The following is a 16,060-nucleotide window of genomic DNA, read 5'->3' on the forward strand; positions in this document are numbered from 1 at the left end:
AGAGAGCGCTCACCTGGGGCCACCCGCTCAGCCTGCGAGACTGAAAGGCGAGATCGACGTTGAGTGACGACACGACGCCGCCCCCGCGGGGGGCGGTGAACGGCGGAGCGGGCACGATCTGGCGGTGGCTGGACCAGGCGCCCGACGCCGTGGCCGTGACCGGCCCCGACGGCCAGGTGACCTACCGGGAGCTGCACCGGCGCGTCGAGGACCTCGCCGCCGTGCTGCGCGGGCATGGCGTCGGTCCCGGGGTGCCCGTGGGGCTGTGCGTGGAGCGGACCACCGGGATGCTCGTGGCGATGCTCGCCGTGTGGGCCGCGGGCGGGGCATACGTACCGCTGGATCCGGCGTTTCCGGCCGAACGGCTGCGGATGATGCGCCAGGACGCGGGCATCGGCCTGGTGCTGACCCAGGCGGGTGTCGATCCCGCACTGCTGGACGGCGTTCCCGCCGTGCTCACGCTCTCACCCGGGGGCCGGCCGCTGAACGGCGCTTTCACCTCGGCACCCCTGCTTGCCGCCGACATGGAACGTCTGGCGTACCTGATGTTCACCTCGGGGTCCACCGGTCGCCCGAAGGGGGTGGCGGTGCCGCATCGCGCCGTGGCGAACCTGCTGGAGGCGTTCGCCGAACTGCTGCCGATCGGGCCGGAGGATCGGTGGCTGGCCGTCACCACGCTGTCGTTCGACATCTCGGTCCTGGAGTTGCTGCTGCCCCTGTTCACGGGAGGGCGGGTGGTCATCGCGGCCACCGGCGAGGTCTCCGACGGGTGGGCGCTGCGCGAACGGGCCCTCGCCGAGGGAGTCACGATCATGCAGGCGACGCCGGCGGGCTGGCGGATCCTGCTGGAGTCCGGCGGAATCCCTGCGGCGATCAGGACCCGGTTGTGCGGTGGTGAGGCGCTGCCCCGCGATCTCGCGGACGCGCTGCTGGCGGACGGCGCCGACGTGTGGAACGTCTACGGCCCCACGGAGACCACCGTGTGGTCCACGGCCGGCAGGGTACGGCCGGGACCCGAGGCCGTGGATCTCGGCTCGCCCATCCGGCGGACCGCGGTTCACCTGCTGGACGAGAACGGAACGCCGGTCGCCGACGGGGAGATCGGCGAGGTGCACATCGGCGGCGCGGGCGTCGCCCGGGGATACCACGGGCTGCCCGGTCAGACGGCCGCGCGTTTCCTGCCCGACCCGTACGCCGGCACCCCCGGCGCCCGTATGTACGCCACGGGCGACCTGGCCAGAGTCACGCCCGCCGGCCGGCTGGAGTACCTCGGCCGCGCCGACCAGCAGGTCAAAATCCACGGATTCCGCATCGAACTCGGCGAGATCGAGGCCACCCTGCGCGCGGCCGCCGAGGTCAAGGACGCCGCGGTCGCCGTCCGCGACGGGCGTCTGGTGGCCTACCTGGTCCCGCGGGCGCAGGCCGTGGACTGGGCCGCGCTCCGCGAACGACTACGCGCATCGCTCCCCGACTACATGATCCCGGTCCGGCACACGACCCTGACGTCCCTGCCGCTCACGCCCAACGGCAAGCTCGACCGCGGCGCCCTGCCCTCCCCGTCGTGGACGCGCCCCGGCACCGCCGCCTTCCGCGCCCCGGTCACCACGGTCGAGTCCGACCTCGCCGAGATCTGGGCGGAGGTGCTCGGCGCCACGGAGCCCATCGGCGCCGACGACGACTTCTTCGAGCTCGGCGGCCATTCCCTCGCCGCGATGCAGCTCATCGCCAGGGTCCAGGCCAAGTACGGCCTGGAGGTGCCGATCCTCGTCCTGTTCGAGCATCCGACGATCGCCGGGTTCGCCGCCCGGCTCGACGACATGGACGACGCCGATCTCAGCCTGGCCGATGTCGCCGCGCTGCGCGACCAGCTGGACGGCCTCAGCGCCGAGGAGCTCCAGGGGCTGTTCGACGACCCGGCGGCCGGGTCATGAGGGCACCGCTGTCGCCCGCCCAGGAACGGCTCTGGATGCTCCAGCGGCTGGTGCCCGGCGCCGCCTCGTACACGATGTACCTGGTACGCCGCCTGCGCGGCCCGCTCGACCGCGACGCGTTCACCGGTGCCGTCGGAGCGCTCGTGGCCAGGCACGAGAGCCTGCGGACCGCCTTCACCGAGGAGGACGGCACGCCGTGGGCGGTGGCCGGGCCGGTCGGCTGGGCGCCGCCGATCGAGTGGCTGGCGGCGGCCGAGGAGCAGGTGGACGCGCTGGTCGCCGAGCGCACCAACGCCGCCTTCGATCTGGCAGCGGGCGTTCCGCTGCGGGTCGCCGTCATCGAGATCGCCCCGGACGATCACGTGCTGTGCCTGACGCTGCATCACATCCTGGCCGACGGGCACTCCCTGGAGATCATGCTCGACGACCTGGGCGAGTACTACGCCGCCGCCGTGGAGCGCCGCCCCGCCCGCCTGCCCGGCCTGCGCATCCTGCCCAGCGACTACGCCCGCTGGCAGCGGCGCAGGGCGGACAAGGCCATGCCGTACTGGACCGAGGCGCTGGCCGCGCCGCCGGTCACCGAGCTGCCGTTCGCCCGTCCCGGGGCGCGCGCGGCCGTCCGGGAGGGCGGATATCACTGGGCACGGCTGGACGCGCGTCACCTCGCCGAGGTGGAGCGGCTGGCCCTGGCCCATCGGGCGACCCCGTTCATGGTGCTCATGGCGGCGTACCAGGCGCTGTTGTTCCGGCACAGCGGACAGCACGACATGCTGGTCGGCACCGTGGTCGCCGGGCGGGACCGGGTCGAGCTGGAGCGGATGGTCGGGTACCTCACCCAGACCCTGCCGCTGCGCGGCGACCTGACGGGCGATCCGACGTTCGCCGAGCTGCTCGGGCGGGTCAAAGGGGTGGTGCTGGAGGCGATGGGCCGGCCCGCGCCGCTGCTGGAGCGGTTGGCGCGCGGCGTCGAGACGCTGCTGCCGACGGTGTTCATCCTGCAGGACTATGCCGCCGGGCAGGACCGGGTGTACGGAGGAGTCCGGGTGTCGGACCCGCAGGGAAGCCACGACCAGATCGTGGTGGATCTGCTGGTGGAGGTCTGGCCGGCGGGTGACGAGCCGGCGATCTGCTTCGGGTACGACGGCGCGGTGTTCGACGCCGGCGAGGTGGCGACGATCGCCGAGCGCTACCTGACGCTGCTGGCCGGAGCGGTGGCCAGGCCGGACACGCCGATCTCGCGGCTTCCGGTGTGGACCGGACGGGACGAGCAGACGATGGCCGAGCTGGCCGCCGGGCCCGCCGAGCCGGTCGCGGACGGGGTGCTGGAGCTGGTGGCGGACGTGGTGCGCCGGACGCCGGGCGCCGTCGCCGTGCGCTGCGGTGATCAGGTGGTCTCGTACGCGGCTCTCTGGGACCGGGCCGGCGCGTTCGCCGGCATCCTGCGGGGCAGCGGCGTCCGGGAGGGCGACGTGGTGGCCGTACGGCTGGTCCCGTCCGCCGAGGTGATCGCCGCACTGCTGGGCGTGTGGCGGGCGGGCGCCGCGTACCTGCCCCTGGACCCCGCCGACCCGCCCGCCCGGCACGCCGACGCCATGGCCGCCGCGGGCGCCGCCTGGCTGATCGGCGAGGACGGGGTGCGCGCCGTGGGCGAGGGGAGCGCGGCCAAGGGGATCGCCTATGTGATGACCACCTCGGGGTCTGCCGGGCTGCCCAAGGCGGTGCTCGTCGAGCATGGCTCGGTGGCGGCCAGGGTCGGGTGGATGCGGCGGGAGTACGGCCTGGGCCCGGGGGATCATGTGGTGCAGTTCGCGTCGCTGAGCTTCGACACCCACGTCGAGGAGATCTTCCCGGCGCTCGCGTCCGGGGCGGCGGTGGTGCCGCTGCCGGACGGCCCCGCGAGCCTGCCCGATCTGCTGGCCGGGCCGGACGGACGGCGGATCACCGTGCTGGATCTGCCGACCGCGTACTGGCACCGGCTCGTCGAGTCGCCGGCGGAGGTGGCGTGGCCGCCCGCGCTGCGGCTGGTGATCCTCGGCGGTGAGCAGGCCGACGGGGCGGCCGTGGCACGGTGGCAAGCGCTGTGGCATCGCGACGGGCCCGGGGTGCGGCTGGTCAACACGTACGGGCCGACCGAGGCCACGGTCATCGCCACCTGGGCCGAGCTGGACGGGACCGGCTCCGGTGGGCGCCCGCCGATCGGCCGGCCGCTGTCGGCCACGTCGGTGCGGGTGCTGGACGCCCGGGGCGAGCCGGTGCCGCCGGGCGCGGCGGGCGAGCTGGCGATCGGCGGGGCCGGGGTCGCCCGTGGGTATGCCGGGCTGCCCGGCCGCACCGCCGCCGCCTTCGAGCCCGACCCGTACGGTGACCCCGGCGCTCGGCGCCTGCGCACCGGTGACCGGGCGCGGTGGCGCTCGGACGGGCAGCTGGAGTTCCTGGGCCGCCTGGACGACCAGGTCAAGGTGCGCGGCGTGCGCATCGAGCCGGGTGACGTGGAGGCCGTCCTGCGCGAGCACCCCGGCGCCGGGCAGGTGGCCGTGGCCGCCCGGGGCGAGGACCTGGTGGCGTACTTCACCGGCCCCGCCGGCCCCGCCGAGCTGCGCGCGCACGCCGCGGGCAGGCTGCCGCGGGGCTTCGTGCCGACCCGGTGGTCACGGCTGGCGGAGCTGCCGCTCACCTCCCGAGGCAAGGTCGACCGGGCCGCGCTGCCCGAGCCGGACCGGGTCACCGGGGCGGACTACGCGGCGCCGCGTACCGACAGCGAGGCGCTGGTCGCCGAGATCTGGGCGGAGGTGCTCGGCCTCGACCGGGTCGGCGTGCTGGACGATCTGCTGGAGCTGGGCGGGCATTCGCTGATGACCACCCGGGTCGCGGCGCGGCTGCGGGCGATGCTGGAGGTGGAGGTGCCGATCCGGACCGTGTTCGGCTGCGGCACCGTGGCCGAGCTCGCCGAGGCCGTCGAGGACCTGCTGATCGAGGAGATCGACGCGATGAGTGAGGAGGAGGCGCGGCGCGCGCTGACCGGGTGAGGCGGGTCTCAGGCGGTGATGGCCTTCCGCACGGCGTTCAGGAACATCGCCGCCTCGCGGCCGTTGACGACGCGGTGGTCGAACGCGAGCCCGAGGGTGACCGTGGTGCGCTTCACGATGTTTCCGGCCGAGTCGAGGGCGACCTCGTGCTGCGGCGCGCACAGCGACAGCGCGCAGGTCTGCCCCGGGAAGATGATCGGCACGGCGAGCAGCACGGCCGCGTCGGTGTGCAGGGTGACGACGATGTTCCCGCCCGCCAGGTCCTCCTCGCGGAACGCGCCCCGCATCGCCTTCGTCCGGTACGCCGTGAGCCGCTGCGCGATCTCCTTGAGTGACAGGCGGTCGGCGCCGTGCAGCACCGGGACGTACAGGCCGTGGCCGACGTCCACGGTGACGCCGACGTTCGGCGCCGGCGAGGGGCGTACGGCCAGGTCGCCGCCGGGCCCGTCCGCCACCATCGGCTCTGCGAAGCACATCGGAAACTGCTCGTGCAGCGACGCGACCGCAGAAACCAGCAGCTCAGGCAGCCCGATCAGCGCCCTGGCCTCTTTGCTGAGGACACGGGCCCGGGCGATCGCGGGTCCCGCGTCCAGCTTCACGGCGGTGAAGGCGGCCGGGATCGTGTGATGGGAACGGGTGACCGCGGCGGCCACGGCCCGCTGAACGGCCGGCAGCGGCCGCGTCTGCGTCTCCGGCGATGACGATGCGCTGTCGCCGCCGGCATCGACGCCGGTTTCCAGCAGGGCCGCCACGTCGGCGCGCTTGATCACCTTCTTCCCCAGCGCGCGGATCCGCGCCGGGTCCACGCCGTGCTCGTCGATCAGCACCTGGGCGGGCGCGGTGATGACCGGCCCGGAGGAAGTGGGTTCACGGTCGGCGGCAGTCGGCGGAGGCGCCGAGTCGTCGGAGATGTACGCGATCACCTCCCCGGGCACGCAGGTCGCGCCGATCTCCGCCGTCCGCCGCAGGACGCCATCGACCTCGGCCACCAGCTCCTCGGCCGCCTTGGAGGTCTCCAGGACCACCACCGGATCGCCCTTCAGCACCTCGGCGCCGTCCTCGGCCAGCCACTCCACCAGCAGGTACTCGGTGTCGTTGTTGTTGAGCTTGGGCACGCGCAACTCGGTCACGGCAGGAGCTCCTGTACGGCGCGGACGATCGCGGTGTCCTGCACCAGCACGTCACGCTCAAGATGGGCGGCCGCCGGGATCACACTGGCCGCCGAGTGGACGAGGGACACGGGACGCCGCAGACGCCCCCAGAGCCGGCTGTGCACCTGCTGCGCCACCTCGGCCCCCCAGGTGCCGCCGGCGGTGCTCTCCTCGGCGACGGCCACGGCGCCGGTTCGCTCCAGCAGCGGCGACAGCGGGGCCACGTCGAAGGGGTACAGGCGCCGCGGCACGAGCAGCAGACAGGTGATCTCCCGCTCCAGCAGCAGCGTGCGCATCGCGGCCAGGGCCCGGTGCGCCATCCCGCCCGGCGCGATGATCACACAGTCGGCCTGCTCGGGGTCCTCCAGGTACACCCGGGTCACCTGGCCGGCCTGCGGCAGCACGTCGTACCGGAACAGATCGTCCGCGATCCCGTCCTCGAAGATCTGCCGGGTGTAGAGGATCTTGTCCTCGAACAGCAGGCATGGCTCGCCGCGCGCGAGCATCTCGCCGAACAGCTCGCGATGGTCGTCGAAGGGGGACACCTCGTACACCGCGAGACCGGGTACGCCGATGAAGTGCTTCTGCAGGCTCTGGCTGTGTGTGGGGCCGTAGCCGCGACCGCCCCCGGACGGGCAGCGCACGATCAGCGGCAGCCGCAGCGGTCTGCCGTACATGGAGACCGACTTACTGGCGAAATTCACGATCTGATCGAAGGCCAGGGTCACGAAGTCGGAGAACATGATCTCGACGATGGCCTTGCCGCCCGCGAGGGCGAGGCCGCCGGCCACGCCGACGATGCCGTTCTCGCTGATCGGGGTGGCCAGCACCTGGCCGGGGAAACGGCTGGACAGACCTTTCGTGATCTTGAATGCCCCGCCGTACGGATCGAGCAGGTCCTCGCCGAGCACCCGCACGGACGAATCGTCGGCGAGCACCTCGTGCAGCGCCCGGTTGAGGCTCTCCGCGACCCGCATCGCCCTCAGCCCTCCCGCGCCGACAGCGGCCGCCCGAGCACCTCACCGGCCACCACCTCGACGAACGCGCGCGCCTCCGCGTCCATGCGGGCGAAGCGGGGGGACACGGTGGCGCCCTCGCGCGGGTACCAGTCGTGGTCGCGGGCGCGCCGGATCTCCTCGGCGGTGCGGGTGTCGTCGCCCTTGCTGTGCGGCCCGAGCCGGTGCGTGGCGAACTCCACCACCAGCGGCCCCGCGCCCTCCCTGGTCCGCTCGAACAGCGGCCGCAGCCCGTCCCGGATCTCGCCTATGTCGCGCGAGCCGACGTGCAGGAACCGGCACCCGAACGCCCGCGCCCGATCCCCGATCGTGCCCGCCATCTGCGCCGACGTCGGCGTGGTCTGCGCGATCCCGTTGTTCTCGGTCACCACGACCAGTGGCAGCCGCCAGAGCGCGGCCATGTTGAGCGCCTCGTACACGGCGCCCTGTCCCCACGTCCCGTCGCCGACGTACGCCAGCGCCAGCGCGCCCGGCTCGGCGTCCCGCAGATGCAGGGCCACGCCGGCGGCGACCGGCAGGCTCTCGCCCTGGATTCCGGTGGACAGGTAGCGGCCGGACAGAATGTGCTGACTGCCGCCCACGCCCCCGCAGACCGCGCCCTCCCGCCCCAGGATCTCGGCGAGCAGCCCGTAGGGATCTCGGAAGCGGGCCAGGTAGTGGCCGTGCCCGCGGTGATTGCTGAAGACGAAGTCCCGCTCGCCCAGCAGCGGCGCCAGCGCGACCGGCACGTACTCCTGCCCCAGGCAGGTGTGGGTGGTGCCCTGTACCAGCCCTTGGCCGAACAGGTCGAGCAGCTTGCGTTCGAAGTGCCGGATCAGCAGGAGCAGCCCGAGGTCGTCGTCGGACAGGTCCTCCGTGATCTTTTCCAGCAGTCCTTCTTGCACGATCGGCACTCCTTGGGTGAGTGTCGAGGAAATTGGGAGCGCTCCCACAAAGTCTATCGATCACGGGATGGTTCGTCAGCATCAGACGAAGAAGTTTCCAGGCTGTCAAACGCCGAGAATGGAGCGTTCGGAAGCGCGCTCCGTCACGTGCGTGGATCTACGTACCGTCCCTGTCGGGTCACAGTGCGCTGCGGCGGACGGCAAGAGGAACCCTTGACCTGCTCAGAGGCGTAAACCTAATGTCACTTGGGAGCGCTCCCAAGTGCAGGGCCGCCGGAGACGCTGCCGAGATCAATGAGGAGGGCTCGTGAGCCCCGAGACGAGGATGGTCGCCGACCACCGAGAGCAGGACACGGCCGAGCGTGAGGCACTGCGGCGGCGCCTGGCCGCGCTGCCCCCCGAACGCCGTGCGGCGCTGCGCCGGTCGCTGCTCGGCGGCCGGGACAAGCGGACCTGGCCGCTGTCCACCGGGCAGGAGCGGCTGTGGTTCCTGCAACGCTTCGACCCTGACGACTGCGCTTATCACATCACCTGGCCGGTACGGCTGCGCGGCCCCATCGACGAGACCGGTCTCGCCGCGGCGTTCACCACGATCGCCGCCCGGCACGAGGTGCTGCGCACCCGCTTCGTCCTGGACGGCGACCTGCCCGCGCAGGTCGTGGACGAGCCCCGCGAGGTGCGGCTGGACCGCCTGGATCCGGCCTGCTCCGCTGTCGAGCCGGCGATCGCCGCCTACGCCGGGCGGCCGTTCGACCTCGCGGCGGCCCCCGCATGGCGGGCGGGCCTGCTGCGCCTGGCCGCCGACGAGGCCGTCCTGTGCATCGTGCTGCACCACATCGTGGTCGACAGCTGGTCGCTCGACGTGCTCATGCGCGAGCTCGGCGAATGCTACCGCGCCCACCGCGAAGGCCGTCCGCCCCGGCTGGAGGACTTGCCCACGCAGTACCGCGACCACGCCGTCACGGAGCGGCGGCGGGCCGAGGAGGACCGGGACCACCTGGGCTACTGGGTCGAGCGGCTCGCCGGAGCGCCGCCGCTCGACCTGCCCCTCGACCGCCCCCGCCCCGCCCGCTGGACCGGCCGTGGCGCGAAGATCGGCGTGGCCGTGCCGGACGCGGAGGTCGCCCGCCTGGAACTCCTCGCGCGCGCCCACCGGGCCACCCTGTTCATGGCCCTGCTCGCCGCGTGGCAGGTCACGCTGAGTGCGGCCGCCGGGCAGGACGACTTCTGCGTGGGCGTGCCCGTGGCCGGCCGGGACCGGCCCGAGCTGGCCCCGCTGATCGGCTACTTCTCCACCACGCTCGTCGCGCGGGCCGACCTGTCGGGGGATCCGACGTTCGGCGAGCTGCTGCGGCGTACCCGCATCAGCACCCTCAAGGCCCTCGCCCACGCCGGAACCTCCTTGGACCGTATCCTCGGCGGACTCCGGCTGCCTCGCGACCTGAGCCGCCCGCCGCTGTGCCAGGCGATGTTCAACCTCACTCACAACCTGCCCACCGGCGACCTGCTCCGTACCGAGCTGGGGGACCTGACCGTGGAGCTGTGCCCGCCGCCCGACCTGGGCCGGGCCCGGGTGGAGGTGTCCCTTGACGTGTACCGGTGGCCCGAGGGGATCGGCGGCTGGCTGGAGTACGCGACCGACCTGTTCGACGCCGCCACCGCGCACCGCCTGGCGGATACGTTCGCCCGCGTGGTGACGCGCGCGGGCGGTGACGCGGATCTGCGGCTGTCCGAGCTCGGAGCCGCGGACCCGAAATTCCGGAGCTAGGAGTGTCTGACAGCCGAAGGAGGGCCATGCGGCTTTCTGTGGACTTCGCCGCCGACCGTTCCGGCACGGCGGAGCTCGCGTGGGGACAGCGGAGCATCTGGAGTGCCATCCACGGGGTGGCGCCGGACAGCGCGCACTACTTCAACGTGCCGCGGCTGCTCGCCGTCCCCCGCGCGGGCGGCCCGCGCCGTCCCGAGGCCGTGGCGGCCGCCCTGGCCGAGGTGGTGGGCCGGCACGACGCCCTGCGATCCGTGGTACGGCTCGGCGTGGCCGGACCATACCAGGAGGTGGCGGCGGCCGGGACCCTGTCGATCGAGACGGTCGAGGCGGCACGCGACGACGTGGACGATGCCGCGGCGGAACTTGTCGCCCGCCTGGCCGGACGATCCTTCGACGATGGCGAGCAGCCGCTGCGCGCCGGATTCGTGGTCTGCGACGGCGCCGCCACCCACGTGGCGCTCGCGCTCAGTCATGTCGTCGCGGACCGGCGCGCGGCCGACGTCGTGGTGCGCGACCTGCGGATGCTGCTGCTGCGCGGGGTCATCGCGCGACCGCCGTCGTCGCAGTTGCTCGACCTGGTACGGGAGGAGGAGACGGCCTCGGCCGGTTCGGACCGGGCGGTCGCGCAGTGGGAGGCGCTTCTTCGGACCGTACCGTCCGCCATGTTCCCGAGTGTGGTCGGACCGGGCGCGACGCCGAGGTTCGCGCGGGCCGTGCTGTCGTCGCCCCGGCTCGACCACGCCGCACATGTGCTCGCCCGCCGTGCCGGCGTCAGCACTGCCACGGTCCTGCTGGTGGCGGTCACCATGCTGCTGCGCGAGCTGACCGGGCACCAGGTGTGCGCGATCACCCCGATCGTGCACAACCGCTTCGACGGCCGGACCCGGGACCTGGTCACCAGCCTGAACCAGCTGGGACTGTTCACCCTGGGCCCGTGTGGAAGCCTTGCCGAGACCCTGGTGAGCGCGTATCCGGCGGTTCTCACGTCCTACCGGCGCGCCCGCTACAACCCGTTGGCCATGGACGCGATGATCGACCGGGTGAGCGCCGATCGGGGTGTCTCCGTCTTCCCGTCATGCTGCTTCAACGACCTGCGCCCTGGTGAGGATCCGGGTGGCGCCGACCATGCGGACGGGGAGTCCGAGCTGGAATGGCTGCCCGGCTCGGACCAGCGCTACTGCCCCTTCTGCATGGCCCTGATGCGCTGGAAGGGCACGCTCGGCGTGGAGCTGAGCGCGGACACCACCCGCCTGCCCGAGAGCGAGATCGCCGCCTTGCTGTTTCGGCTGGAGTCCTTCGTGGTCGGCGCGGCTCGCCGGGAATCTGCCACATGAGTCGATCGAGATCGTAGGGAACGGCACCCTGATCCTCGCCCAGGCCGCCCCGATCGTCCTCCCGAGCCCGCCGCAGCCCAGGCACCAGGCGCTGGACGAGCCGCGCGCGAACGTAGAGAGCCCGTCCCGTCAGGAGATCACGACGAGCCGGTGCCCGGGCGGGCGGCCAGGACGTCGATGTCGTCTTCGGTCTCGGGCAGCCCCGGCGGCCATCCACTGCTTCTTGCCTGCGCGGGTCGACACGAAGCCGCGGCCCTTGCGGTTCTTCTCGACGATCAGCGCTTTGAGCGTGGCGGGCTCGAAGAGGTTGAGGAGGCGGTCGCCGTAGGCGGCGGCGGGGCATGCTGCGTGACGTCTTCCCAGAGGCGTTGCGCGGTGAGCCGGCCCCTTGTGATCCGGGCGTCTGGGAGCTCAGCCGGCTGGCCACCGGGCGCAGCTGGTCGCGTACCGTGACGGCGGGGTTCGGGCCGCTGGCCCGCGCACTGCTCTGGGAGGCGTTCCGCTGGGTCGATCAGCACGGCGACACCATCGTCGCGGTGTCCAGCGTGGCCGTGGAACGCAGCGTGAACGCCATGGGCGTGCGTACCCGGCGGCTCGGCGACGGCAGGGCGACGCGCCTGGGCAGTCTGCTGTGCTCCGCCTACACCACCTCGACCAGGGACTTCCTGGAGAACGCGGCGCCGGTGTGTTAGGCGTCATCCGTCCTGACCATGACGAGGGCTTCTTGCATGCCGGGGGAGGGCTGATCAGCTCCAGCCGCCGGGCACCTGGTAGGGCACTTTGTCCCCGAGCTTCTCCCGTTCGATCACCTCGCCTTCGGCGGGCAGCAGCACGTCGGCCCGGCGGCCCCAGTGGGAGTAGCGGGTGTCCGACTCGATACGGATGGACTCGTCGTAGAAGGGCAGGACGGCCTTGGCCTGCACCCGCTCCACCAGGCCGGTCGGGCCGAACCGGACGGTGTAGGAGATGGTCCCGACGCGGCCGCTCTTGGAGCGGAGGCCGAAGCGCGAGACGAAGGCCGAGGACACCTTGACCAGCGCGTCGGTCTTGATCTTCCCCTTCAGCACGCCGTCGCGGTAGGAGCTGCCGTGCGCCAGGAGGGTCTTCAGCGTGGCGGGCTCCAGGACCTCCAGCAGCCTGTCGCTGGTGGGTAGGTCGGTGTGCCGGTAGCGCACCCACTTGATCCCCTTGGGCAACGCATCGTCGACCAGAGGGCCCGAGACGTAGTCGTCGTAGCGCGACGAGATGATCCTGACCGGCTCCTGCTCCCTGGCCAGTGCGCTCTTCGTATCCCCCTCCTTGGCGACGTCGAGCAGCTTGTCGCTGGGGCGCATGGTCTGCGACAGGTCGGCGGCGATCTCGCCTTCGGGGCTGAAACCGAGAGTGCCGTCCATGCGGTAAGAGATGGACAACCCGCGCCCGTAGTCGTCCTTGGCGGTGGACACGACGTCGACAGCCCTGCCGCGCGTCAGCTCGGCTTGAAGCGCCTTGACCGGGTCGGTCGCGGGAGCGGCGTACGCGGCGGTGGAGGTGAGCTGCACCAGGCCCGCGGCCGCGGCGAGGCCGGCGAGGGTTCGTTTCATCGCATTCCTTAGATGTTCCGGATGGACGCGAACAATCTGGTGCACCGAAGATCATCAGTCAAGCCCGGCGACGGAACCTGGCCAGGGGCAAGACTCCCTCGTCCATGACAGGTGCGCCGTGTGATCACAAAACCGCGACGTCACGGGTCCGCCGCGAACATGCGTGTCACGCGCGATGTCGAAGGATATGTGCGCCGACCTACGCTCCTCGTTCTGGCCTCGTTGCTCACGCTCACAGCGTGCGCCACTGACCCGGCCGTCCAGGACGCACGAGATCACGTCGACCGGGTCGCCGACCAGCTGACGGGCTACGACCCGTGGATTCCCGAAGACGTTGGCTACTACCTCACACGAGAGGAGGAGTACGTCACGGTCTTGGACGTCTCCGGCGATGGCCATGGTGATCCGGGACGCGTTCGGATCAAAGTCCGCGGGAAGGACCGTACGCCACGGCCTCCGATAGGCCTGTCAGACACTCCCTCACCTGCGGCAGCGGTGTTTCTCTGCTTCGATCTGAAGGTGATTCAGCCTCCGCGAGCGGTCCACTCACGGGTGCGGAAGAAGGACCGGAGGGTGAACGTCACCGAGATCGGCTGTCCTGAGAGTGTCCCGCCGCGCAGCTTCAGGCCGCCGGCCAGGCTGCCGGCTGAAACCCATTCATGGCTGAAGAAGCACCTGCCCACCACTCTCGATCTTGACGCCGCCCGCCGCGCGGTACGGGGCCTGGATCTGGACCCGCGAATCCGCCAGGACATCGCCGAGCACGACGGCAAGATCGGCATCGCCCTGCGAGAGCCGGACGGGAACTGCCTGTTCGCCCGGGTGTGGCCGGCCACCGTACAGGTATGGAGCCCATGGCGGCCATGGGCGCCTCCCGTGCTCCCGGCCGAACGCGCCTGCAGTGCCGCTCAGGCCGCAAGCGGTTACTCCTACTGATCCCGCAGGGCATGTCAAGGACGACTTGCGTGGGCGGCCTCGCCGTGCGCTGGGGTGAATGTCAGGCGGCGGGCTCGGTGAGCCGGAAGGTCTGGCGGTATGTCATGGGGGACACCCCCAGGGCGGCGGTCAGGTGCTGGCGGAGTGAGGCGCCCGTGCCGAAGCCGGCCTCCGCGGCGATCCGGTCCACCGTCAGGTCGGTGGTCTCCAGCAGGCGCCGGGCGAGCTCGACGCGCTGCCGGGTGAGCCACTGGCCCGGGGTCATGCCGGCCTCGTCGCGGAAGCGGCGGGTGAACGTGCGCACGCTCATCCGGGCGTGGGCGGCCATCTCCTTGAGGGAGATCGGCCGGTGCAGGTGGTGGAGCGCCCATGCCCGGGTCGCCGACGTGGAGGAGTCGGCCATCGCCGGGACAGGGCGTTCGACGTACTGCGCCTGCCCGCCGTCCCGCCACGGGGGGACGACGCAGCGCCGGGCGACCCGGTTGGCGACCTCGGCGCCGTGGTCGCGACGTACCCCTCAGGTCTGGGTCTCCCTCGCGGTCAGTGTGCTCGCCTTCGGCGGCGTGATCGGCGGGTTCACCTACATCGCGTTCACGCTCACCGAGGTCAGCGGGTTCGCCACCGCCACCGTGCCCTGGCTGCTGGTGCTGTTCGGGGCCGGCACATTCGTGGGCAACCACGTCGGGGGCAAGCTCGCCGACCGGGCGCTGAACACGTCCCTCATCACGATCATGACGGTGACCGCCGCGGTTCTCGCGGTGTTCGCGCTGACCGCGCAGAGCCGGGCCATGACGATCGTCTCGCTGCTGCTGATGGGCACGGCCGGACTGGCCACCGCGCCCGGGCTCCAGCTGCGGACCATGAAGTACGCCCAGGACGCCCCCACGCTGGCCTCGGGCGCCAACATCGCGGCCTTCAACATCGGCAACGCCCTCGGCGCCTGGCTGGGCGGCCTGGCCATCGCCGCCGGGTACGGCTTCGTCTCCCCCTTGTGGGTCGGCGCCGGTATCACCGCCGCCGGGCTCGCCGTCCTCGCGGCCGGCTCGGTACGGCCGCGCCGCCGGCTGCCGGCCACGCCCCCCGTCCGCGTCGCGGGCTGACCCGCGACGCGGACCGGCCGGGAGCCCGCCCCCATCCTGCTCCATCCGCTGAGAAAGGAAGTACGTCATGAACCTCAACGACCGGCCAGCGTCGGCGCAGCCACACACCCAGACAGCTCAACCCGCCAAGCGTGACGTCCACGGCGAGCGGCACCGGGCCGAGATCCGCTCACGGCCGGTGGCTCGACACGGGCACCACGGACGCTGTCTCGTAGCGCGATCCGCCTCTGGTCTCGTCGCGGCTTCTGCGGGACAGTAGAGCAAGATCGGCTTTTGAGGAGGCGGCAGTGCGGCTCGGATTCAGCATCGGCACCCTCGGCCCCGTGGCGGCCACCCATGAAGCCCAGCTGACGCTGGTACGCGAGGCGGAGCGGCTCGGATACGACTCGGTGTGGGCGTCGGAGGGGTACGGGGTCGATCCGGCGACCACGCTGGCCTGGCTGGCGGCCGGCACCGAGCGGATCGGCCTGGGCAGCGGCGTGATCCAGGTGACGGGCCGCACCGCGATCTCGGCGGCGATGGCCGCAACCACGATCGACCGAGTGTCGGGCGGCCGGTTCCTGCTCGGGCTGGGCGCGTCCGGCCCGCAGGTGGCCGAGGGATGGCACGGCCAGAGGTACGAGCGGCCGCTGGCCCACCTGCGCGACTACGTGGCCGTGGTGCGTACCGCGCTGGAGGGCCGTCCGGTCGAGCACGCCGGGCCGGAGATCGTGCTGCCGCTGCCGGACAGCCGCGGCAAGGCGCTGAGCATGACGGTCTCGCCGACGCGGCAGCCGCTGCCCATCCACCTGGCGGCCATGGGGCCGAAGGCGGTGGCGCTGGCCGGGGAGATCGCCGACGGGTGGCTGCCGATCCACTTCCCGCCCGAGCACCTCGCCGAGACGATGGAGCACCTGCGGGTCGGGGCGGCCCGGGCCGGGCGGGACGCGGCCCATGTGGAGGTCTCACCGATGGTCATGGCCATGGTGGACGACGACGCCGACTACGCGCGTGACCTGATACGGCCGATGCTGGCGCTCTACCTGGGCGGCATGGGCACCCGGGGGGTCAACTTCTACAACCGGCTCGCGCACCGCCTCGGGTTCGGCCCGGCGGCGGCGCGCGTGCGGGACGCCTACTTCGACGGCGACCTGGGCGAGGCGATGGAGGAGGTGTCCGACGACCTGGTCGACGCCCTGGCCCTGTGCGGCACCCCCGCGCGGGTGCGCGAGCGGCTGGAGGCCTACCGCAAGGCAGGCGCGACCAGGGTGATCGTCGGCCTGAACGCGCCCACTGTGGAGGACCGCGCGGAGCAACTCGGCTGGCTGGCCGAGCTCAACTCGTGAGCCTGC

General features: G+C 72.3%; 12 protein-coding genes and 1 pseudogene. 8 read left to right on the top strand and 5 right to left on the bottom strand.

Annotation, left to right across the window (positions count from 1 at the left end):
• The first annotated feature begins 59 nt into the window (after window positions 1–59).
• Entirely contained in the window at window positions 60–1,931 is a 1,872-nt protein-coding gene (locus tag EDD27_RS06710; protein WP_127931581.1) for a non-ribosomal peptide synthetase, read from the top strand.
• Window positions 1,928–4,957: a non-ribosomal peptide synthetase gene (locus EDD27_RS06715; RefSeq protein WP_127931582.1), complete on the top strand. Its 3,030-nt coding sequence runs from the start codon at window positions 1,928–1,930 to the stop codon at window positions 4,955–4,957. Before EDD27_RS06710 ends, EDD27_RS06715 begins: the two co-directional genes overlap by 4 nt.
• Before the next feature lie 8 nt (window positions 4,958–4,965).
• Here EDD27_RS06715 and EDD27_RS06720 read toward each other — a convergent pair whose 3' ends face one another.
• Genes EDD27_RS06720 through EDD27_RS06730 form a run of 3 tightly spaced genes read right to left on the bottom strand, consistent with a single transcriptional unit; the run spans window position 4,966 to window position 8,008 of the window.
• Window positions 4,966–6,087 (bottom strand): 2-oxo acid dehydrogenase subunit E2, encoded by a 1,122-nt coding sequence (locus EDD27_RS06720; protein WP_127931583.1) that lies wholly within the window; start codon window positions 6,085–6,087, stop codon window positions 4,966–4,968.
• Window positions 6,084–7,085 carry an alpha-ketoacid dehydrogenase subunit beta gene (locus EDD27_RS06725; protein WP_127931584.1) on the bottom strand — a complete coding sequence of 334 codons (1,002 nt, stop codon included), beginning with the start codon at window positions 7,083–7,085 and terminating at the stop codon, window positions 6,084–6,086. Before EDD27_RS06725 ends, EDD27_RS06720 begins: the two co-directional genes overlap by 4 nt.
• A gap of 5 nt (window positions 7,086–7,090) precedes the next feature.
• Complete coding sequence (locus EDD27_RS06730; RefSeq protein ID WP_127931585.1) at window positions 7,091–8,008, bottom strand: thiamine pyrophosphate-dependent dehydrogenase E1 component subunit alpha; 918 nt, start codon at window positions 8,006–8,008, stop codon at window positions 7,091–7,093.
• A 307-nt stretch (window positions 8,009–8,315) separates the two neighbouring features.
• On the opposite strand from EDD27_RS06730, the gene EDD27_RS06735 reads away from it, so the two are divergent.
• The 3 genes from EDD27_RS06735 to EDD27_RS06745 all read left to right on the top strand — a co-directional run bounded on the left by EDD27_RS06735 (window position 8,316) and on the right by EDD27_RS06745 (window position 11,802).
• Window positions 8,316–9,776, top strand: coding sequence for a condensation domain-containing protein (locus EDD27_RS06735; protein WP_127931586.1), 1,461 nt, complete (start codon window positions 8,316–8,318; stop codon window positions 9,774–9,776).
• Window positions 9,777–9,802: 26 nt separating this feature from the next.
• The gene (locus EDD27_RS06740; RefSeq protein WP_127931587.1) at window positions 9,803–11,110 is read left to right on the top strand and encodes a condensation domain-containing protein; all 1,308 of its coding nucleotides are present in this window, start codon (window positions 9,803–9,805) and stop codon (window positions 11,108–11,110) included.
• A 341-nt stretch (window positions 11,111–11,451) separates the two neighbouring features.
• Window positions 11,452–11,802: an acyl-homoserine-lactone synthase gene (locus EDD27_RS06745; RefSeq protein ID WP_127931588.1), complete on the top strand. Its 351-nt coding sequence runs from the start codon at window positions 11,452–11,454 to the stop codon at window positions 11,800–11,802.
• A gap of 54 nt (window positions 11,803–11,856) precedes the next feature.
• On the opposite strand, the gene EDD27_RS06750 is transcribed toward EDD27_RS06745, so the two are convergent.
• The gene (locus EDD27_RS06750) at window positions 11,857–12,693 is read right to left on the bottom strand and encodes a hypothetical protein (RefSeq protein ID WP_127931589.1); all 837 of its coding nucleotides are present in this window, start codon (window positions 12,691–12,693) and stop codon (window positions 11,857–11,859) included.
• A gap of 573 nt (window positions 12,694–13,266) precedes the next feature.
• Here EDD27_RS06750 and EDD27_RS06755 point away from each other — a divergent pair.
• Entirely contained in the window at window positions 13,267–13,629 is a 363-nt protein-coding gene (locus EDD27_RS06755) for a hypothetical protein (RefSeq protein ID WP_127931590.1), read from the top strand.
• Window positions 13,630–13,690: 61 nt separating this feature from the next.
• Here EDD27_RS06755 and EDD27_RS06760 read toward each other — a convergent pair.
• Window positions 13,691–14,143: pseudogene (locus EDD27_RS06760) on the bottom strand (GlxA family transcriptional regulator); the annotation flags it as partial.
• Between the two features lie 31 nt (window positions 14,144–14,174).
• Between EDD27_RS06760 and EDD27_RS58240 the strand changes: the two are divergent.
• Entirely contained in the window at window positions 14,175–14,729 is a 555-nt protein-coding gene (locus tag EDD27_RS58240; RefSeq protein WP_338324745.1) for an MFS transporter, read from the top strand.
• A gap of 287 nt (window positions 14,730–15,016) precedes the next feature.
• A complete protein-coding gene (locus tag EDD27_RS06770) occupies window positions 15,017–16,054 on the top strand; it encodes an LLM class flavin-dependent oxidoreductase (RefSeq protein WP_127931591.1) in 1,038 nt (345 codons plus the stop codon).
• Window positions 16,055–16,060: the final 6 nt, after the last annotated feature.

Origin of the sequence: Nonomuraea polychroma, from assembly GCF_004011505.1 — a bacterium.
GTDB classification, from domain to species: Bacteria; Actinomycetota; Actinomycetes; order Streptosporangiales; family Streptosporangiaceae; genus Nonomuraea; species Nonomuraea polychroma.

Excerpts from the sequence above, each read along its gene's own strand:
- EDD27_RS06715 (WP_127931582.1), top strand. The coding sequence starts at position 1,928 with ATGAGGGCACCGCTGTCGCCCGCCCAGGAACGGCTCTGGATGCTCCAG.
- EDD27_RS06725 (WP_127931584.1), bottom strand. The coding sequence starts at position 7,085 with ATGCGGGTCGCGGAGAGCCTCAACCGGGCGCTGCACGAGGTGCTCGCC.
- EDD27_RS06740 (WP_127931587.1), top strand. The coding sequence starts at position 9,803 with ATGCGGCTTTCTGTGGACTTCGCCGCCGACCGTTCCGGCACGGCGGAG.
- EDD27_RS06745 (WP_127931588.1), top strand. The coding sequence starts at position 11,452 with ATGCTGCGTGACGTCTTCCCAGAGGCGTTGCGCGGTGAGCCGGCCCCT.
- EDD27_RS06750 (WP_127931589.1), bottom strand. The coding sequence starts at position 12,693 with ATGAAACGAACCCTCGCCGGCCTCGCCGCGGCCGCGGGCCTGGTGCAG.